17 protein-coding genes and 3 tRNA genes are annotated in these 19135 nt (G+C 59.3%); 3 read left to right on the top strand and 17 right to left on the bottom strand.

All coding sequences use genetic code 11. The features are described 5' to 3' along the window. Nucleotides 1-2 precede the first annotated feature (2 nt). On the top strand, nt 3-779 hold the full coding sequence (locus tag N8H71_RS15505; protein ID WP_262194665.1) for a TatD family hydrolase: 777 nt from the start codon (nt 3-5) through the stop codon (nt 777-779). Here the strand turns inward: N8H71_RS15505 and N8H71_RS15500 are convergent, their stop codons facing one another. From N8H71_RS15500 to N8H71_RS15480, 5 genes are all read right to left on the bottom strand, one after another. Beyond that, entirely contained in the window at nt 780-1169 is a 390-nt protein-coding gene (locus N8H71_RS15500) for a hypothetical protein (RefSeq protein ID WP_262194664.1), read from the bottom strand. Between the two features lie 155 nt (nt 1170-1324). Further along, entirely contained in the window at nt 1325-3355 is a 2031-nt protein-coding gene (locus N8H71_RS15495; RefSeq protein ID WP_262194663.1) for a methyl-accepting chemotaxis protein, read from the bottom strand. A 157-nt stretch (nt 3356-3512) separates the two neighbouring features. Further along, nucleotides 3513-4346 (bottom strand): regulatory signaling modulator protein AmpE, encoded by an 834-nt coding sequence (gene ampE, locus N8H71_RS15490; RefSeq protein WP_115076513.1) that lies wholly within the window; start codon nt 4344-4346, stop codon nt 3513-3515. Then, entirely contained in the window at nt 4343-4903 is a 561-nt protein-coding gene (gene ampD, locus N8H71_RS15485) for a 1,6-anhydro-N-acetylmuramyl-L-alanine amidase AmpD (protein ID WP_262194661.1), read from the bottom strand. The genes ampE and ampD overlap by 4 nt, the downstream gene beginning before the upstream one ends. A 64-nt stretch (nt 4904-4967) precedes the next feature. Then, a complete protein-coding gene (locus N8H71_RS15480) occupies nt 4968-7157 on the bottom strand; it encodes a DUF1631 domain-containing protein (RefSeq protein ID WP_262194660.1) in 2190 nt (729 codons plus the stop codon). A 255-nt stretch (nt 7158-7412) separates the two neighbouring features. On the opposite strand from N8H71_RS15480, the gene nadC reads away from it, so the two are divergent. After that, nucleotides 7413-8261 carry a carboxylating nicotinate-nucleotide diphosphorylase gene (gene nadC / locus N8H71_RS15475; protein WP_262194659.1) on the top strand — a complete coding sequence of 283 codons (849 nt, stop codon included), beginning with the start codon at nt 7413-7415 and terminating at the stop codon, nt 8259-8261. 51 nt (nt 8262-8312) lie between these two features. Here the strand turns inward: nadC and N8H71_RS15470 are convergent, their stop codons facing one another. Then, nucleotides 8313-8612, bottom strand: coding sequence for a DUF6388 family protein (locus tag N8H71_RS15470; RefSeq protein WP_085685841.1), 300 nt, complete (start codon nt 8610-8612; stop codon nt 8313-8315). A 276-nt stretch (nt 8613-8888) separates the two neighbouring features. Here N8H71_RS15470 and N8H71_RS15465 point away from each other — a divergent pair, with 276 nt between their 5' ends. Continuing rightward, nucleotides 8889-9392 (top strand): hypothetical protein, encoded by a 504-nt coding sequence (locus N8H71_RS15465; RefSeq protein ID WP_262194658.1) that lies wholly within the window; start codon nt 8889-8891, stop codon nt 9390-9392. A gap of 7 nt (nt 9393-9399) precedes the next feature. Here N8H71_RS15465 and N8H71_RS15460 read toward each other — a convergent pair. The 11 genes from N8H71_RS15460 to secG form a co-directional block, all read right to left on the bottom strand. After that, nucleotides 9400-9475, bottom strand: a tRNA-Thr gene (locus N8H71_RS15460). Nucleotides 9476-9604: 129 nt separating this feature from the next. Then, entirely contained in the window at nt 9605-11710 is a 2106-nt protein-coding gene (gene pnp / locus N8H71_RS15455) for a polyribonucleotide nucleotidyltransferase (RefSeq protein WP_262194656.1), read from the bottom strand. A gap of 194 nt (nt 11711-11904) precedes the next feature. After that, nucleotides 11905-12174: a 30S ribosomal protein S15 gene (rpsO, locus tag N8H71_RS15450; RefSeq protein WP_011332409.1), complete on the bottom strand. Its 270-nt coding sequence runs from the start codon at nt 12172-12174 to the stop codon at nt 11905-11907. A gap of 141 nt (nt 12175-12315) precedes the next feature. Next, nucleotides 12316-13233: a tRNA pseudouridine(55) synthase TruB gene (truB, locus tag N8H71_RS15445; RefSeq protein WP_007953739.1), complete on the bottom strand. Its 918-nt coding sequence runs from the start codon at nt 13231-13233 to the stop codon at nt 12316-12318. 4 nt (nt 13234-13237) lie between these two features. Then, nucleotides 13238-13636: a 30S ribosome-binding factor RbfA gene (gene rbfA / locus N8H71_RS15440; RefSeq protein ID WP_262194655.1), complete on the bottom strand. Its 399-nt coding sequence runs from the start codon at nt 13634-13636 to the stop codon at nt 13238-13240. Nucleotides 13637-13795: 159 nt separating this feature from the next. Continuing rightward, a complete protein-coding gene (gene infB / locus N8H71_RS15435) occupies nt 13796-16312 on the bottom strand; it encodes a translation initiation factor IF-2 (RefSeq protein ID WP_262194654.1) in 2517 nt (838 codons plus the stop codon). A gap of 27 nt (nt 16313-16339) precedes the next feature. After that, on the bottom strand, nt 16340-17821 hold the full coding sequence (nusA, locus tag N8H71_RS15430; RefSeq protein WP_003221546.1) for a transcription termination factor NusA: 1482 nt from the start codon (nt 17819-17821) through the stop codon (nt 16340-16342). A gap of 47 nt (nt 17822-17868) precedes the next feature. Continuing rightward, entirely contained in the window at nt 17869-18327 is a 459-nt protein-coding gene (gene rimP / locus N8H71_RS15425; RefSeq protein WP_039769696.1) for a ribosome maturation factor RimP, read from the bottom strand. Nucleotides 18328-18465: 138 nt separating this feature from the next. Beyond that, nucleotides 18466-18542, bottom strand: a tRNA-Met gene (locus N8H71_RS15420). 97 nt (nt 18543-18639) lie between these two features. Next, nucleotides 18640-18725, bottom strand: a tRNA-Leu gene (locus N8H71_RS15415). Nucleotides 18726-18747: 22 nt separating this feature from the next. After that, on the bottom strand, nt 18748-19131 hold the full coding sequence (gene secG, locus N8H71_RS15410) for a preprotein translocase subunit SecG (RefSeq protein WP_262194687.1): 384 nt from the start codon (nt 19129-19131) through the stop codon (nt 18748-18750). Nucleotides 19132-19135 lie beyond the last annotated feature (4 nt).

Here is a 19135-nt window from a genome sequence, read left to right as displayed (position 1 = left end):
CCGTGGAGCTGATCGACAGCCACACCCATCTGGACTTCCCCGACTTCGACGCCGACCGCGCGGCGCTGCTCACCGAAAGCCGTGCCCTCGGGGTGCGGCGAATGGTGGTGCTCGGGGTCTACGAGGGGAACTGGCAACGGGTGTGGGATCTGGTGCAAAGCGACGCCGATCTGTACGCGGCGTTCGGATTGCACCCGGTCTATCTCGATCAGCATCGTCCTGAAGATTTACGGGCACTGGGCGATTGGCTGACACGCCTAAAGGGTCATCGGCAGCTGTGCGCGGTCGGCGAAATCGGCCTGGATTACTTCATCGAAACCCTCGACCGCGAACGCCAGCAAGCGCTGTTCGAGGCACAGCTGCAACTGGCGGCGGATTTCGAACTGCCGGCGCTGATCCATGTACGGCGCAGCCATGCGGCGGTGATTGCCACGCTCAAGCGCTTCAAGCTCAAGCGCGCCGGGATCATCCACGCCTTCGCCGGTAGCCGTGAAGAAGCGCGGGAGTACGTCAAGCTCGGTTTCAAACTCGGCCTCGGTGGTGCACCGACCTGGCCGCAGGCGTTGCGCATGCATCGGGTGCTGGCCGACTTGCCGCTGGACGCGGTGGTGCTGGAAACCGACTCTCCGGACATGGCGCCCGCCATGTTTCCCGGCGTGCGCAATACGCCTGCGCATCTGCCGGCGATCTGTGCCTCACTGGCCGCGTTGATGAACATCAGTACGCAGCAGCTCGCTGCCGCCAGCACCGCCAACAGCTGCGAAGTGTTCGGCTGGTAGTCAGTCGGCGTGGGCCTTGGCCGCGTCGAGAATCAGGGTCAGATGCTGGCGGTGCCGGGCATAACGAATCACCGCGAAGTACACGAAAATCGCAATCAGCGACGCGTTCAACTGCTCGGTGACGCTGAGCAGCCCTACCCATTCCATTACCAGCGCCACCAGCAAAGCGGTGCACACCGTCACCAGTGCACTGGCGCGCAACAACCCCAGTGAATCCAGCGAGCGGAAGCGTTTTATCTGTTTAGGACAGCGCAGCTCAAGGGTTTTCTGGCAGTGAGCACATGTGAACGGTTCGTGGATGGAAATGGCATTGAGCTGCCAGGGTTTGAGCACCAGCGTGGTCTGGCAATGGGCACAACGGCCCTGGACACCCAGGGTTGCAACGGACATGTGTGGCCTCCTCCAAACGGTCAGTTGTCATGATCTTGGTTCATTGAAGACGAAAATCCAGCGCCCGGAGGAAAACAGGATTTGGCTTACAGGTGTAAGCAAAAAAGTACTACAAACCATTCCGAAAAAACCTGCCTCACAAGAGGCAGGTTGATTCAAACCCGAAAAGCGCTGATCAACTGCTTCAACTCGACCACCTGCGCCGACAGCGCGCGGCTGGCGTCTTCGGTCTGATGTGCACCCTCTGCGGTGCGCTCGCCAGCACGGTTGATCTCGACGATGTTCTGGTCGATATCGTGGGCCACAGCGGTCTGCTGCTCGACGGCGGCGGCGATCTGCTGGTTCTGGTCGACGATCATGCCGACAGCGCCGAGGATGTTTTCCAGCGCCTGCTGGACTTTTTCCGACTGCCCCACCGTGCCGTTGGCCATCTGATGGCTGACGCCCATGGCCTTCACTGCCGCGCCGACGCCGCCGTGGAGTTTGGCGATCATCTGCTCGATTTCTTCGGTCGATTGCTGAGTGCGTTTGGCCAGCGTCCGGACTTCGTCAGCGACCACGGCAAAACCGCGCCCCTGCTCACCGGCCCGCGCGGCCTCAATCGCGGCGTTGAGCGCCAGCAGGTTGGTCTGTTCGGCAATGCTCTTGATCACTTCCAGAACGCGGCTGATCGACTGACTGTCGCTGGCCAACTGGTTGATCACCAGCACCGACTGATCGATCTCGCTCGCCAGTGCCGCGATACTGCCTTGTTGCGATTCCACCAGCCCCCGACCGCTGATGGTTTCATCGTTCACACTATGGGCACTGCTGACCGCTGCCGCCGCACTACGCGCCACTTCCAGCGATGTCGCCGACATCTGGTTCATCGCGGTGGCCACTTGCTCGATCTGCGTGCGCTGCCCGGCGACTGCCTGATTGCTTTGCGCCGAGACGTTTTCCACTTGCCCCGCCTGTCGCTCGACCTCGCCAACGGTGTGGCCGACCCGTTCGATCAGGTCATGGATTTTCCTCACCGTACCGTTGAACACTTCGCCCAACTCGCCGAGTTCATCGCGGCTGTTGGCGCGAAAATTCACCGTCATGTCGCCCGCCGCGACTTTATCCATCATGGCGCCGAGGTTCTTCAGGGTGGCGCGGGTCGATGCGTAGAAGCCGCCGTACAAGTAGAAAATCAGCACGAACACCACCGACAGCGCCACGGCTTGCAGCACCATGTGCGTGCGGTTTTGCCCCAGACGCTGCTGCAACTGGGTGTCGAGGAATTTCAGGGTGGCGTCGTTGAGCTGATAGGTCTGGTTCATCAGCCCGGTGACCTGGTCATAAAATGCCTGCCACGGAGCGTCGAGCGTTTCAGCCATCACCACTTGTTCTTCGATCAGGGTGCCGGCCTGTTTCAGCGACGCCTTGCTGGCATCGGACGGAGCGCTCAGAGAATCACGGGCGGCTTTGCTCGAACCCAGCGCGTCCTGCAATTTCAGGCCGTACTCGGCCTGAAGTTTTTCGATCTGCACCAGCAACTCGTCGAAGCGGGTGCTCGACGAACTGTTGAGAAAACCCTGGCCCAATGAATACGAGCCCATCGCCCGACCTTCGCCCAAGGCCTGGGTGACGGCCGGCGTGGTCGCGGTGATCAGCTCGCTAAGCTGGCGAATGTCGCCCTGATTGTCGCGACTCAATCCGGCCTGGCTGGCCACGATCTGGCTGAAAATCTGCGCATTGCCCAGCAGTTTGCCAATCAGCGCACTTTTGCTTTGCAGGGAGTTTTCCGCTTGCTGGGTCTTGAAGGCGGCGATCATTTCATCGCGCTTGGTCTCGAAGAACTTGATCTGCTCAGGATCCTCGGTCATGGGCGTCAGCCCTTGCAGACGCGCCAAAACGCTTTGTTCAAGGCTGGTGATCTGCGCCTCGACATTGCCGGCCTTGCCGGACTGGCCGAGGGTGACGTTGATCTGCACCAGATTGTTGAGGGTTTCCAGATCCCGGCGCAGGGTCAGGCTGCTGCCCAGCAGGTCGAGGCTCTGCAGCTCCACCCGGGTGCCCTGGAATTCGCGATAGGAATCGCGCACCAGATAGAAATTGGTCACCAGCATCGGCACCAGGAACAGCACGCTGATCAGGCTGAACTTCATGCCGAAGCTCAAGCGGTTCATCAGCGAGACAGCGGGATAGAGCAAGCTCTTCACTGGAAGTCTCCCTTGGTTTTTTCTTGTTTTTATTGGCAGGCGCGGGGCGACAGCAGATAGCCACTATCGGGCGCTATCTCTGTATAGCTCAAATCGAAGGGAGGTTTTGTAACTTAAGGTTAACGAGGGGGATTGCCCCCCTCGTCACGCGAACGGCCTACGCGAGTACCGTCCACAGGGCAAATCCGGCATACCACAGCACCGCTGCTCGCAGCAGCAATTCCCACAGGCAGTCGAGGGTGTTGATGCCTTCGGGACCGACGGCGGCCGGCGGGATTTCCCCGGCAGCCAGCCCGACCTTGTCGATCAATTGGGCGGCGCTGATGTTCCAGTTCAGCAGTTCGTGCAGCATCACTCGGCTGACCGCGACGAAATTGCCGACCAGGGCAAGACTCGCCGCCAGCAGACGCACCGGCACCCAGTCGAAGGCATGACGCAGTTGCCCGGCCCGTTCGGCCACCGCCGGGTTCTGGGCGTTTTCTTCGGCCAGTGCCAGCAAGCGATAGCTCAGCGCCGCGACCGGGCCGAGCAGGAAGTACCAGAAAATCACCGCAAAGAAACTCTGGTAAGCCTGCCACAACAGATGCCGTTGCACTTGCTCCAGCAATTGTTCGCCGCTTTCGGCGCAGATGTTCAGATCACGCTTGGCTACGTGGGCGGCGGCCTGCAGATCCTCACGGCGCCAGGCGTCGCGAAACGGCCCGAGTTCGCCGAGCAGATCACCCCGCCCCAGGCTGTAAATCACCACCAGCAAATGCACCGGCAACGCCAGCAGACCGTAGGCCACCGGGTCCAGCACCACCAGCAGCAACCCCAGCAGCGCCACCGGCAACAGCACCAGAACGGTCAGCACCAGCCATGGCTGTTTGGCCAGCCCGCCGGTTTCCAGCTTGTGCAGTTCGCGGATCCATCCGCCATCGCGTTGAACCCGTTGGCGCAGGGCCGAGAATTTCTCGATCCATACCGCCAGCAGTAACACCAGAAAACTCATTGTCCTTCCTCTTGTGCCAGGGCGGCGCGGTAGCGTGCCCAGTCGAATGCGGGTCCGGGGTCGGTCTTGCGCCCGGGGGCGATGTCGCTGTGTCCGCAAATGCGTTCGACAGTGATCGCTGGAAACGCTTTTTGCAAATGGCGGGTCAGCACAATCAATGCGTGATACTGCGCATCGGTGAACGGCAGATCATCAGTGCCTTCCAGCTCGATGCCCAGCGAAAAATCGTTACAGGTTTCCCGTCCCTCGAACACCGAAACACCGGCATGCCAGGCACGCTCAAGACAGGAGACAAACTGGGTGACCTTGCCGTCACGTTCGATCAGAAAATGCGCAGACACGCGCAGGTCGGCGATCCCTGCAAAATAGGGATGTTCCGTGACATCCAGACGATTCTGGAAAAATTCCTGCACCTTTCCCGTGGCGAACTGCGCCGGTGGCAGGCTGATGTTGTGGATGACCAACAGGGAAACTTCGCCCGCCGGGCGTTCATTGAAGTTGGGCGAAGGGCAGACCTGCACCCCGTGACACCACCCGCTTGCGGGATCCAACTGCATACCGATTCCTTCAACGCCGACTGTGTTGGCGACCAGTATGCCGTGATCGGCCCCCGGCGCGCGATCACTTGCCGCGATTGAGCCGCCGCAGATTGCCGAGCACCGACTCCAGCGCCCGGTCGAACAGCAAGGTGTCGTCCAACGCCCGCACCGCACCGCGACGAAACGCCAGGGCCAGTTCCGTGCGGTCGCGCTCCAGCACCTTCATCCCGGTGCGGTCGACGAACACGTACTTGTTGGTGGCCTCGATGATCGCCGCCAGCTTGCAGCGCAGGGTGTGTTCTTCGTCTTCTTCGAACGCCACCCAACTGCCCAGGCGCAACTGATCGACCTGACGCAAACCTGCGTCGTCGGCCGGCAAACGCGCCGGCGTGCGAGGCTGGAGACCGTCGTCGGCCATCTGCAAGACAATCGCCTGCGACACCTCGATCATTTCCGGCAACGCGGTCTGATCCGGCTCGCTGGACGGTTCGAGCAGGCGTACATGCAGCGCTTCCAGCTCACTGAAAAAGCCGCTGGTGGCAAACGGATCGAAGGCCGAACTGCTCAGGCCATCGCGCAATGACTTGAGCAACCCCGGCACCAGCGCCAGCAGACGCAGACCGGCCTCGGCGTCGTGGTGGCGCTGCACGCTCCAGATCAATTGCTCCATGGTCTGCACGTCGGCCTGCCATTCGGCAGACTGATCGCCGTGTTTGAGGCAGGTCAGCAGCAACACCTTGCTCCAGGCCTCCTGCACGAACGTCACCACCGCCGGCGGCAGGACTTTGCCCAGCAACGCCTGATTCAACGCCTGCTCGACCCGCTGGCGGGCCAGTTCGGTTTTCGCACGCCCCTCTTCGGCATCGCGCAAACGCTGTTCAAGCAATTCGCTGCGACGGCGCTCGTCACTGGTGAACGCGAGGAAGTCCGCCAGCAACTCGGAAAAAATGGCCGGGTCATCGACGAAATCCGTCAGCAGGCGCTGCACCACTTGCTCGATGCGCAGGTACAGGCTGTCGCGCGCATTGCCGTCGCACTCGCCCCAGCCCATCGCCGCTTCGGCGATTTCATTGAGCAGGCGACGCGCCGGGTGGCTGCTGCGGCTGAAGAAGCTTTTGTCGATCACCGCGACTTTCAACATCGGGATCTGCAACCGGGCGATCAACGCCTTGAGCGAATCCGGCAGATTGTGGTCGTCGAGAATGCAGTCGAAAACCATGGCCACCAGATTGATCACGTCCTCGTCAGCCTCGCCGACGATTCGTGATTTGCCGCTGCGCACGCTGACCCGGGTCAGCAACTGTTCAAGCTGATGGCGCAGGTCGAAGTCGTCCTGCACCGCCAGCGCCGGCACGTATTGCTGCAGGTGCGAGAGCAGGCGCAACAGGTCGCGGGTGGAAATCGGCTGGGCCGGGGCGCTGGGTTCAAGGGTCGGCGCGACCGTGCCGCGCACGTTCAGCAGCAACTCCTGCAACGCGGCGAAGACCTCCTGCACGCCCGCATCCGTCTGGGTTTTGTCGACGCCCTCGAATTCGCTCTGCACGCTGGCCACGGCTTGATCGATGGCGCGACGGGCCGGTGCCGGCTTGAGCTCGGGCAACACGCCCGTGGCGATCAGCAGTTGATTGGCTTCGGCGTAGAGTTGATCGGTATCGGCCAGCACATACCGCTCGAACAGTTTGAGCAGGATCAGTTTGACCTTGATCTCCACCCCCAGATTGCGCCCGGCCTGCAGGAAGTACTCGCAGAGCATCGCCGGGCCCAGCGGGTTGTATTGATCGTCCAGGGTCTTGCCCAACAGCGCATTGAATCGCGCGGTCAGTTGATCCAGGGCGAACCCGTCGCGATTCAGTACGCGGCCGACCATGGTCTCGATCGCGACGCTGCGCTCCATGTCATCGGTGCGCGCGGTGGTGTCCTCATACTGCAGAGCATGAGAAAGGACGGTGGGGACGGGATCGAATTGAGTCAGGCCGACAAAGGCCTCGAAGAACTGCTCGAGAAAACCGCGCTCGATGTTCTTGCGCTTGAGGCGCAGGTCGCGCATGGCTTCGAAAAAGATGTTCTGTTCGACGTCGTTGCGTGCCCGATCGGCCATTTCGAACAGGGTGTCGTCGGCGTTATCGAACAGTTCCTGCAGACCGTTGCGCAGGCGCTGTGCAGCCTTGTCGCGAACCTGAAGCAGAATCACAGGCAGGCGGGCGAGCGGCGAGTGAGTCGCCTGATCGGTAGTGGCCTTGTGCAGAGGCACTACATTCCCGTCGTTGTGCATCCAAGCCTCCTGAAACGGTGATTTGCCGACGTCAAAGTCATGGCGTCAAATGCAAGGCGGATTATCTTGCAAAAGATGTCCCCGGCGCCAGAGCTGTCAGGGTTTCCCCTATGCGCCGACACCTTGCAGTGACCACGACAGAATCGGGTTTGCTCAAAGAAAATCGACCGGATGCAGCGCTGCGTGGCCGTTCTCGCCTTGGGTTGGCCGACGCCATGCCCCTATAATCGGGCCACTTAGTTTGTGGAGCCCGTTATGCCGAATCTACGTCTCGCCGATTTGACCGCCGAAATCGAAGCCAACGTGCGCCGTGCGTTGCTCGAAGACATCGGCAGCGGCGACATCACCGCGCAACTGATCCCGGCCGAACGCCTGGCCAAAGCCACCATCATCACCCGCGACGCCGCCGTCATCAGTGGCACGGCCTGGGTCGATGCGGTGTTCCGCCAGCTCGACCCACGGGTGGCGGTCCACTGGCAGGTGCGCGATGGAGAGCGGGTTTCGCCCAATCAGCCGCTGTTTCATCTGGAAGGCCCTGCCCGCTCGCTGCTGACCGGTGAACGTAGCGCGCTGAACTTCCTGCAATTGCTGTCGGGCGTGGCGACTCGCTCACAGTACCTGGCGGACTTCGTTGCCGAGACCTCGGTGAAACTGCTCGACACCCGCAAGACCCTGCCGGGCCTGCGTCTGGCGCAGAAATACGCGGTCACCTGCGGCGGTTGCCATAACCATCGCATCGGTCTGTACGACGCGTTCCTGATCAAGGAAAACCACATCGCCGCCAGCGGTGGCATCCCGCAGGCGATTGCCGCCGCGCACAAGATTGCCCCGGGCAAACCGGTGGAAATCGAAGTGGAAAGTCTGGAAGAGCTGAAGGAGGCGCTGGCCGCCGGTGCCGACATCATCATGCTCGACGAACTGAGCCTCGATGACATGCGCGAAGCCGTGCGCCTGAACGGCGGCAAGGCAAAACTGGAAGCCAGTGGCGGCATCAACGAAAGCACGTTGCTGCCGATCGCACAGACCGGGGTGGACTACATCTCGATCGGCGCCATGACCAAAGATGTGAAGGCCGTGGACTTGTCGATGCGCCTGAGCATCTGAGTCGATCACGCAATAAAAAACGCCAGCCCTTTCGAGGCTGGCGTTTTTGTTTCAGACCACCAGATTGTTCATCTCGCAGTATTCATCCCACTCGACACCCAACACTTCAGCCGCTTCCTTGTGCAGTTCCAGACGCTTGGCTTCGAACTCCTCAGGCGTGCTGGTGTACTTGAGGGTCAATTCCCAAGGTTGCAGGCCCTGAGCTTCCGCTTCGTCTTCGAACGCCCACTGGATCTGATCCTTCTGATCATCGGGACTGAGATCCTTGATCTCGTCCATTAGCTCAGGCGCATCAAGCTTGTACTTTTCCAGCGCTTGTTCGTGGCGTTGTTCTTGAGTTAACTCGGTCATGGCGTTCTCGCTGATCATAAGAATGGAAGATGGATGTGGATCATCAAGGATCTCTCTGACGCGGACTGTCCGGCCTTCGGAACCATTCGGGATCATCTGAAAACTGCTGGGCGATGCTCATGCAGACAACGAATATAGGACGTTTGGCGAGCGAATAACACGGGACTTTACATCTCTCCCACAAAAAGTTGACCTGCGGAACATAATCCGGATTTCCAAGTCATAGCGATGTGCCATATCGGCACTCACCTTCGCTGTTCACAAGGAAACCCAGTGATGCGCAGCATTTCGAAGATTTCTTCTGTTGTGTCCGCCACCGCTTTGACCGCCCTGCTGGGCACCCTGGCCCTGCCAGCCAGCGCAATGGCAGTTGAACTGAGTAGCAGCAGCCCTTCCTATGGCGACCAGATCTCCGCCATTCACAACGATTTCGGCAAAGACGTAGTCATCAAGAGCGGCGTCGGTGTCGAGGAACTGAAAAAGATGCGCGACACCATCAACGAGCAGTCGCGTCAGATCGAAGAGTTCAAGCGCAGCAGCGGTTCCAGCTCGAGTTCCAGCGGCAGGGAAATTGAAGATCTGAAGAACAAGGTCAAGGAACAGGATCGCCAACTCGATACGCTCGGGCGGCAGGTCGAAGACCTCAAGCGCAACAGCGGCTCCAGCTCCAGTTCGAACAACAGCGAAATCTCCAGCCTGAAGCAGAAGCTCAACGATCAGGATCGCGCGATGGATCAGCTCAAGCGCACCGTCGAGGAGTTGAGCCGCAAGGTCAAATAAGGGGAAGTGGTGCCCGAGACAGGAATCGAACCTGCGACCTTCGCGTTACGAGTGCGCTGCTCTACCGACTGAGCTACACGGGCGGTGGGCTAAACCTAGCACTGGTCTTGCAGGTCGGCAACTTCGCCGAATGACTCGATATTTCACGGACAAAAAAATGCCCCGCCGTTTTCACGGCGGGGCATTTTCATTGCGCTAAAGCGACGGGGTGATTAAACGCCCGAAGCCTTGGCCGCTGCCACGTCTTTGATGGACAGCTTGATACGGCCGCGGTTGTCCACGTCCAGTACCAGCACTTCCACTTCCTGGCCTTCTTTCAGAATGTCGGTCACTTTCTCTACGCGAGCGTCGCTCAGCATCGAGATGTGAACCAGACCGTCCTTGCCCGGCAGGATGTTGACGAATGCGCCGAAGTCGACGATGCGCTCAACCTTGCCGACGTAGATCTTGCCGATCTCGGCCTCTGCGGTGATACCCAGAACGCGCTGACGCGCAGCTTCTGCAGCTTCCTTGGTTTCACCGAAGATCTTGATCGAACCGTCGTCTTCGATGTCGATCGAAGCCTTGGTTTCTTCGCAGATTGCACGGATGGTCGCGCCGCCTTTACCGATAACATCACGGATCTTGTCGGTGTCGATCTTCATCGCGATCATGGTCGGTGCGTTGGCCGACAGTTCGGTACGCGACTGGCCGATGATCTGGTTCATCTGACCGAGGATGTTCAGGCGCGCTTCCAGGGCCTGGCCCAGAGCGATTTCCATGATCTCTTCGGTGATGCCCTTGATCTTGATGTCCATCTGCAGCGCGGTCACACCTTTGGCGGTACCGGCTACTTTGAAGTCCATGTCGCCCAGGTGGTCTTCGTCACCCAGGATGTCGGTCAGGACAGCGAACTTCTCGCCTTCTTTAACCAGACCCATGGCGATACCGGCAACCGGTGCCTTCATCGGAACACCAGCGTCCATCAGGGCCAGGGAAGCGCCGCAAACGGAAGCCATCGAGCTCGAACCGTTGGATTCGGTGATTTCCGATACCACACGGATGGTGTACGGGAACACGTCAGCGGCTGGCAGCATGGCCGAAACCGAGCGACGAGCCAGACGGCCGTGACCGATTTCGCGACGACCGGCGCCACCCATGCGACCACACTCGCCCACCGAGAACGGAGGGAAGTTGTAGTGCAGCATGAACGGGTCTTTTTTCTCGCCTTCCAGAGTATCCAGCAGTTGTGCGTCACGGGCAGTGCCCAGAGTTGCAACGACCAGAGCCTGGGTTTCACCACGGGTGAACAGTGCCGAACCGTGAGTCTTCGGCAGAACGCCGACTTCGATGTTCAGCGGACGTACGGTGCGAGTGTCGCGACCGTCGATACGTGGCTTGCCGTTAACGATGTTTTCGCGAACGGTGCGGTATTCGATTTCGCCGAAAGCAGCTTTGACGTCGGAAGCCGAAGGCTGGCCTTCTTCACCGGACAGCTTGGCAACCACCTGGTCACGCAGCTCGCCCAGACGCGCATAACGGTCGGCCTTGATGGTGATGGTGTAAGCCTGGGAGATCGCTTCGCCGAACTCGGAACGGATAGCGCCCAGCAGCTCGGTGGCTTCTGGAGCTGGTGCCCAGGTCCAGGTTGGCTTGGCGGCTTCGGCAGCCAGTTCTTTAACGGCGTTGATCACGACCTGGAACTCGTCGTGTGCAAACAGTACTGCGCCCAGCATCTGGTCTTCGGTCAGCTCTTTGGCTTCCGATTCAACCATCAGTACGGCGTCCGAAGTACCGGCAACGACCATGTCCAGGCTCGAGGCAGCTTGCTGCTCGTAGGTCGGGTTCAGCAGGTAGCCGGTGCTTTCGTGGAAAGCAACGCGAGCGGCGCCGATCGGGCCGTCGAACGGAATGCCGGAGATCGCCAGGGCTGCCGAGGTACCGATCATCGCAGCGATGTCCGGATCGGTCTTCTTGCTGGTGGACACGACGGTGCAGACAACCTGCACTTCGTTCATGAAACCTTCCGGGAACAGCGGACGGATCGGACGGTCGATCAGTCGGGAAGTCAGGGTTTCTTTCTCGGAAGGACGGCCTTCACGCTTGAAGAAACCGCCAGGAATCTTGCCGGCAGCGTAAGTCTTTTCCTGGTAGTGAACGGACAGAGGGAAGAAGCCCTTGCCCGGATCGGCCTGCTTGGCACCAACTACGGTCACCAATACGCTGACGTCGTCGTCAACGGTGACCAATACTGCGCCGGAGGCCTGACGGGCGATACGGCCAGTCTCGAGGGTAACGGTCGACTGACCGAACTGGAATTTTTTGATTACCGGGTTCACGGTGTCCTACCTTCTTTGTGGCTCTTGGGGGAACTGGTTTCTTGCGAAATTCTTGGGCAATGCCGGGAATCGGCCCGACGCCTGTCCAGGGTAAAACGTGCATCCAGATAAAACTTGAGGCTGGGAGCCTGCCGGACGCCGGCGGAAACCCGCTGACGTCTGACAGACAACCAACCTCATAGCGCAATCGCTGATTAGCGACGCAGACCCAGGCGAGCGATCAGAGCGCTGTAACGGCTCACGTCCTTGCCTTTCAGGTAGTCCAGCAGCTTGCGACGCTGGTTAACCATGCGGATCAGACCACGACGGGAGTGGTGGTCTTTACCGTTGGCCTTGAAGTGACCTTGCAGTTTGTTGATGTTGGCGGTCAGCAGTGCAACTTGCACTTCTGGCGAACCAGTGTCACCAACAGCTTGCTGGTAGTCGGCAACGATTTGAGCTTTTTCTTGAACGTCGAGAGCCATGAGGCAATCCTTTTATCAGGAAACTGTTTCAAAAACAGTTTCAACAGGCCAGGGACAAATCCCTGTATCTATAAATGAGTAGTGACCGTGCCTGTTGACAGCCACACTCGCCGGCCTGCTGTTACACAGACCGGTTTCCGGTCATTCTGACCGAATCAGTCGACGCGGCGCGATGCGCCCGTCTTCGCTCACTTCACCGATACCGATGAAGCGACCGTTGTGATCCTGTACCCGCACCATGCCGAACTTCGGAGCATCCGGGGCACGTACCGGCTGGCCGTTGAGCCAGTAGAACGCGCTCGCTTCCGAGAACTGCAGCAACGGCCAATCCTGCAGGCCGCTGTCCGATGGCATCAGGAAGCGGTCGACCGCTTCGTTGCCGCCTTCGGCATGTACCGCTTCCAGCTCTTCGAGGGTCACGGTCTGCGCCAGGGTGAAAGGCCCGGCCTGGGTACGACGCAGTTCAGCGACGTATGCACCACAACCGAGTTGCTCACCGATATCCTCCACGAGGGTGCGAATATAGGTGCCCTTGCTGCAATCCACCGCAAGACGTGCAGTATCGCCTTCGAAGGCCAGCAATTCCAAGCGCGCAATAGTAACAGAACGCGGTTCGCGCTCCACTACTTCGCCTGCACGGGCCAACTTGTACAGCGGCTGGCCATCACGCTTGAGAGCAGAGTACATCGGCGGTATCTGACTGATTTGCCCACGAAATTTCGGCAAAACCGCTTCAATGTCGGCCTGACCAACGGTCACCGGACGCTCCTGCAAAACCTCACCTTCGGCGTCTGCCGTGGTGGTGGTCTTGCCCAGTTGCGCCAGGGTTTCGTAACCCTTGTCGGAATCGAGCAGGTACTGCGAGAACTTGGTCGCTTCGCCAAAGCACAACGGCAAGACGCCGGTGGCCAGGGGATCGAGGCTGCCGGTGTGACCGGCCTTCTCGGCGTTTAGCAGCCAGCGGACTTTCTGCAACGCGGCGTTGGAGGTGAACCCCAGCGGCTTGTCGAGCAGAATGATGCCGCTGACGTTACGACGGATACGTTTGACCTGAGCCACCGAGTTACTCCTTGGCGTCTTCAGGTTCGGCCGCTTCGTGCTGGCTGTCTTCAGCCACGGCGCGCTCGATCAGGGCCGACAGGTGTGCACCGCGGGCGACGCTTTCGTCGTAATGGAAATGCAGTTGCGGCACGCTGCGCAGCTTCATTTCACGCGCCAGCTGCATGCGCAGGAAGCCTGCGGCCGAATTCAGCACCTTGATGCTCTGTGCGATGTCTGCGGCGTTGTCCTGCCCCATCACGGTGATGAAGATCTTGGCGTGACCGACGTCACGACTGACATCCACTGCGGTGATCGTCACCAGGCCGACACGCGGGTCTTTGACTTCACGACGGATCAGTTGGGCCAGCTCACGCTGCATCTGATCGCCGATACGTTGGGTACGGCTGTATTCTTTTGCCATGACTTGTTACCTGTTACTGCCCCGCGGTGAAACCCGCAAGGTCTGAAAGCGGCAAACGCCCGGCCTGACAAAAGCCAGACCGGGCGTTGCGTTTAGAGTCCTGACGCCGTGCCGCGCACTTGCATGCGGCGGCCCGACGCGGCCCTTGAAGTGCGCGAGTCAGAGGCTGCGAGCAACCTGAACCTTCTCGAAGACTTCGATCTTGTCGCCGACTTTGACGTCGTTGTAGCTCTTCACGCCAATACCGCATTCCATGCCGGCACGGACTTCGGAAGCGTCATCCTTGAAGCGGCGCAGCGATTCCAGCTCGCCTTCGAAGATCACGATGTCTTCACGCAGTACACGGATCGGACGGTTACGGTGAACAGTACCCTCGATCACCATGCAGCCGGCGATAGCGCCGAACTTAGGCGAACGGAATACGTCACGGACTTCGGCCACACCGAGGATGTTCTCGCGAACGTCGCTGCCAAGCATACCGGTCAGGGCTTTCTTGACGTCTTCGATGATGTCGTAGATCACGTTGTAGTAACGCATGTCCAGACCTTCCTGCTCGACGATCTTCCGTGCGCCGGCATCGGCACGCACGTTGAAGCCGAACAGTACAGCGTTGGACGCCAAGGCCAGGTTGGCATCGGATTCGGTGATACCACCGACACCGCCACCGACCACGCGCACTTGCACTTCGTCGTTGCCCAGGCCGTTCAGAGCGCCCTGCAAAGCTTCCAGCGAACCACGGACGTCGGATTTGAGGACGATGTTGAGCGTCTTCTTCTCTTCCTGACCCATGCTTTCGAAGATGTTTTCCAGCTTGCCGGCGTGAGCGCGAGCCAGTTTGACCTCGCGGAACTTGCCTTGACGGAACAGAGCCACTTCACGGGCTTTCTTCTCGTCGGCAACCACGCTCATCTCGTCACCAGCGTCAGGCGTACCGTCCAGGCCGAGGATCTCGACCGGAATGGCCGGGCCCGCTTCCTTGATCGGCTTGCCGTTCTCGTCGAGCATGGCACGCACGCGGCCATAGTTCGAGCCGACCAGCACCATGTCGCCTTGACGCAGCGTACCGTCCTGAACCAGAACAGTCGCCACCGGGCCACGGCCCTTGTCCAGCCGCGATTCAACCACGACACCACGGCCAGGAGCCGATGGAGTGGCAGTCAGTTCGAGAACTTCGGCTTGCAGCAATACAGCTTCAAGCAGTTCGTCGACGCCGGTACCCATCTTCGCAGAAACCGGAACGAATGGAGTGTCGCCACCCCACTCTTCGGAGGTCACGCCGTGGGCCGACAGTTCGCTACGGATGCGATCGAGATCAGCGCCCGGCTTGTCGATCTTGTTCACCGCAACCACCAGCGGAACGCCAGCAGCAACAGCGTGCTGAACGGCTTCGATGGTTTGTGGCATCACGCCGTCGTCCGCCGCAACCACCAGGATCACGATGTCGGTCGCCTTGGCACCACGGGCACGCATGGCGGTGAACGCAGCGTGACCAGGGGTGTCGAGGAAGGTGACCATGCCGCGTTCGGTTTCAACGTGGTACGCACCGATGTGCTGGGTGATACCACCGGCTTCGCCAGCAGCTACCTTGGCACGACGGATGTAGTCGAGCAGCGAGGTCTTACCGTGGTCAACGTGACCCATTACGGTCACAACCGGCGCACGAGGAACCGCTTCACCTTCGAACTTCAGGGACTCGGCCAGGGAATCTTCCAGGGCGGTGTCGCTGACCAGGGTCACTTTGTGGCCCAGTTCTTCGGCTACCAGTTGAGCAGTTTCCTGATCAAGCACCTGGTTGATGGTCGCTGGAGTACCCAGTTTGAACATGAACTTGATGATTTCGGCAGCCTTCACCGACATCTGCTGAGCGAGATCGCCAACAGTGATGGTTTCGCCGATCTTCACTTCACGCACGACAGGGCCGGTCGGGCTCTGGAAACCGTGGGCGTTGCGTTTTTTCAGCTTGGCCTTGCCGCGACCGCCGCGACGGAAGCCATCGCTTTCTTCGTCGGTAGTGCGTGGCGCCACACGTGGAGCCGGAGCCTTTTCCTTGACCGATGCGCGATGCGGAGCGTTTTTGCGCTCGCCATCACCACCGCCACGACGGTTGTTGTCGTCGGCACGTGGCTTGTCCGGACGGCGCTGTTCGTCACGCTTGCGAGTGTCGGCAGCTGGCGCAGCAGCCACAACCGGCGCGGCTTCGCGCACAGGTTCGGCCACTGGCGCAGGTGCAGCGACGGCTTCGGCAGGAGCGGACGGCGCAGCAGGCTGGCGACGCGCTTCTTCTTCGGCGCGAACGCGGGCTTCTTCTTCAGCCTTCTGACGGGCAGCATTTTCTACTGCGCGACGCTCATCCAGTTCACGCTTGCGCTCGGCTTCGATTTCTTCCGGGCTACGCTGTACGAAAACTTTCTTCTTGCGGACTTCAACGCTGATGCTTTTGCTGCCAGCCACACGCAGGGTGCTGGTGGTTTTACGCTGCAGCGTGATCTTGCGTGGTTCTTCCACTTTCGCCTTGTGGCTGCTTTTCAAGTGGGTCAGCAGGGATTGCTTCTCACTGTCAGTCACATTTTCTTCGGCGGCGGTGTGCGGCAGACCTGCCTCACGCATCTGCTGCAACAGGCGCTCTACCGGTGTTTTGACCTCATCGGCCAGTTGTTTCACCGTGACTTGCGTCATGCACTTCTCTCCTCAGGCCGCGCCCAATTACTCGAACCAGTGGGCTCGGGCGGCCATGATCAACTTGCCGGCACGATCATCGTCAATGCCGTCGATGTCGAGCAGGTCGTCAATAGACTGCTCGGCCAGGTCTTCGCGGGTAATTACGCCGCGCACCGCCAGTTCCATCGCCAAATCCTTGTCCATACCCTCAAGCGAGAGCAGGTCTTCGGCCGGATGGGCGTCTGCCAGCTTTTCCTCAGTAGCGATGGCTTTGGTCAACAAGCGATCCTTGGCACGAGCGCGAAGCTCGTTGACGATGTCTTCGTCAAAGCCGTCGATGTTGAGCATTTCTTCCAACGGTACGTAGGCAATCTCTTCCAGGCTGGTGAAGCCTTCGTCTACCAGCACCTGAGCCAGCTCTTCGTCGACTTCCAGCTCGTCGATGAAGTTGCGCAGGATGTCGCCGGTTTCCGCTTGTTGCTTAGCCTGGATGTCCGATTCGGTCATCACGTTCAGGGTCCAGCCAGTCAGCTGGCTCGCCAGACGCACGTTCTGACCACCACGACCGATGGCCTGAGCCAGATTGTCTGCGCCAACGGCGATGTCCATGGCATGGGCATCTTCGTCAACGATGATGGCCGCCACTTCTGCCGGCGACATGGCATTGATCACGAACTGGGCCGGGTTGTCGTCCCACAGGACGATGTCGACACGCTCGCCACCCAACTCGCCCGACACGGCCTGGACGCGCGAACCGCGCATACCGATGCACGCGCCTTGCGGGTCGATGCGTTTGTCCTTGGAGCGGACAGCGATCTTGGCACGCGAACCCGGATCACGGGATGCGGCCATGACTTCGATCAGGCCTTCAGCGATTTCCGGCACTTCGATACGGAACAGCTCGATCAGCATTTCCGGCGCGGTACGCGACAGGATCAGCTGAGGGCCGCGGTTCTCGGTGCGGATTTCCTTGAGCAGCGCACGCAGACGCACGCCGACACGGAAGGTTTCGCGAGAGATGATGTCTTCACGGGCCAGCAACGCTTCAGCGTTATTACCCAGGTCGACGATCACGTTGTCGCGGGTCACTTTCTTCACGGTGCCGGAGATGATTTCTCCCAGGCGCTCGCGATAAGCGTCAACCACTTGAGCGCGCTCGGCCTCGCGCACTTTCTGCACGATGACCTGCTTGGCGGTCTGTGCAGCGATGCGGCCGAACTCGATGGACTCGATCTTTTCTTCAACGACGTCGCCAACCTTGGCGCCAGGGTGCGTTTCAGCAACCTTGCTCGGCCAGGTTTCAATGGCCGGATCATCGAGATCATTCTCTTCGACGACCGTCCAGCGACGGAAAGTTTCGTAAGAACCGGTGTGGCGGTTGATTTCCACACGCAGATCAACTTCGTCTTCAAAACGCTTTTTGGTAGCAGTGGCCAGAGCCAGCTCCAGCGCTTCAAAAATTACGCTTGCCGGTACACCCTTTTCATTGGATACCGACTCAACAACCAGCAGTACTTCTTTGCTCATCGTACGCCTCGCCTTTCGCAAGCCATTGGATCCGCGGGATCCGCGTCTCAGTCAAAACTGGGAATAATGTTGGCCTTGTCGATCATATCGATCGGCAACAGGAACTCATGGTCATCTACCTGCACCACGACATCCTGCTCTTCTACACCGCGCAGAAGGCCCTGAAAGTTGCGTCGACCTTCAAAAGGCGAGCGCAGCTTGATCTTCACTTGTTCACCGACATATTTGGCAAACTGCTCAAGAGTGAACAGTGGGCGTTCCATGCCTGGCGAGGAAACTTCAAGGGTGTATTCAACGGAGATTGGATCTTCAACATCCAGTACACCGCTGATCTGGCGGCTGACGATGGCACAATCGTCCACCAGTACGCCGCCTTCCTTATCGATATAAACGCGCAACATTGAGTGCCGACCTTGAGCCGAAAACTCAATACCCCAGCATTCATAGCCTAGGGCCACGACCACCGGGGCCAGCAAGGCCTGCAACTCTTCTAGCTTGCTCGACACCTGAACCCCCTCGTGCATGTATGTGCATGCTATGCAAAATAAAAAAATGGGCGAAACGCCCATCCTTGAAACGCCGTCGAACAGCGGCGTTGAAAGTGTCCAGCTAACAAAAAGCCCCTTAAAAGGGGCTCCTTAAACTGGTTGCGGGGGCCGGATTTGAACCGACGACCTTCGGGTTATGAGCCCGACGAGCTACCAGACTGCTCCACCCCGCGACAAAGCTGGGGCGGAAGTATACGACCGATCCCTTATAGGGTCAATGTAACCTTCCACCTGCAAGAAAGCCCGCAACAGCGGGCTCTCCTGACTAATTGGTACCGAGAAGGGGACTCGAACCCCTACACCCTATGGGCACAACCACCTCAAGGTTGCGTGTCTACCAATTCCACCACCTCGGCAATACTACGTTTGAAACCCTTCTTACTTCTGCTCTTGAGCTGGAGGTACGTCAGTCGCTGGAGAAGCCGACTTTTGCTCTTGAAGCACCGGTACATCATCAGAAGCCGGTTGTTGCTTTGGAACTTCCAACACTGCCGGATTTGGCAAGCCTGCTTGAGTCAGCTGATGAGCCTTCTCTTTAGCAAAGTAACCTAACCCCAAGCTGGTTATGAAGAAACCGGCGGCAAGTATAGCAGTAAACTTACTAAGAAAGGTAGAGGAACCTTGGCTTCCGAACACAGTATTTGAAGCACCTGCTCCGAAAGACGCGCCAGCATCCGCACCTTTACCCTGCTGCAGCAAAACCAGAGCAACTACGCCCAATGCACCCAGCAGATGAAAAACGACTACGACTGTTTCCAGCATTTTT

Source organism: Pseudomonas koreensis (assembly GCF_025447595.1).
GTDB lineage: Bacteria > Pseudomonadota > Gammaproteobacteria > Pseudomonadales > Pseudomonadaceae > Aquipseudomonas > Aquipseudomonas koreensis_H.
This window is presented reverse-complemented; position numbering and strand designations above follow the sequence as displayed.

Bases quoted from the DNA above. Each gene is read 5' to 3' on its own strand.
- N8H71_RS15470 (WP_085685841.1), bottom strand. From the start codon at position 8,612: ATGACCGAGTTAACTCAAGAACAACGCCACGAACAAGCGCTGGAAAAG.
- N8H71_RS15465 (WP_262194658.1), top strand. From the start codon at position 8,889: ATGCGCAGCATTTCGAAGATTTCTTCTGTTGTGTCCGCCACCGCTTTG.
- ampE (WP_115076513.1), bottom strand. From the start codon at position 4,346: ATGAGTTTTCTGGTGTTACTGCTGGCGGTATGGATCGAGAAATTCTCG.
- nusA (WP_003221546.1), bottom strand. From the start codon at position 17,821: ATGAGCAAAGAAGTACTGCTGGTTGTTGAGTCGGTATCCAATGAAAAG.
- infB (WP_262194654.1), bottom strand. From the start codon at position 16,312: ATGACGCAAGTCACGGTGAAACAACTGGCCGATGAGGTCAAAACACCG.
- N8H71_RS15480 (WP_262194660.1), bottom strand. From the start codon at position 7,157: ATGCACAACGACGGGAATGTAGTGCCTCTGCACAAGGCCACTACCGAT.
- rpsO (WP_011332409.1), bottom strand. From the start codon at position 12,174: ATGGCTCTCGACGTTCAAGAAAAAGCTCAAATCGTTGCCGACTACCAG.
- rbfA (WP_262194655.1), bottom strand. From the start codon at position 13,636: ATGGCAAAAGAATACAGCCGTACCCAACGTATCGGCGATCAGATGCAG.
- ampD (WP_262194661.1), bottom strand. From the start codon at position 4,903: ATGCAGTTGGATCCCGCAAGCGGGTGGTGTCACGGGGTGCAGGTCTGC.
- nadC (WP_262194659.1), top strand. From the start codon at position 7,413: ATGCCGAATCTACGTCTCGCCGATTTGACCGCCGAAATCGAAGCCAAC.
- secG (WP_262194687.1), bottom strand. From the start codon at position 19,131: ATGCTGGAAACAGTCGTAGTCGTTTTTCATCTGCTGGGTGCATTGGGC.
- N8H71_RS15500 (WP_262194664.1), bottom strand. From the start codon at position 1,169: ATGTCCGTTGCAACCCTGGGTGTCCAGGGCCGTTGTGCCCATTGCCAG.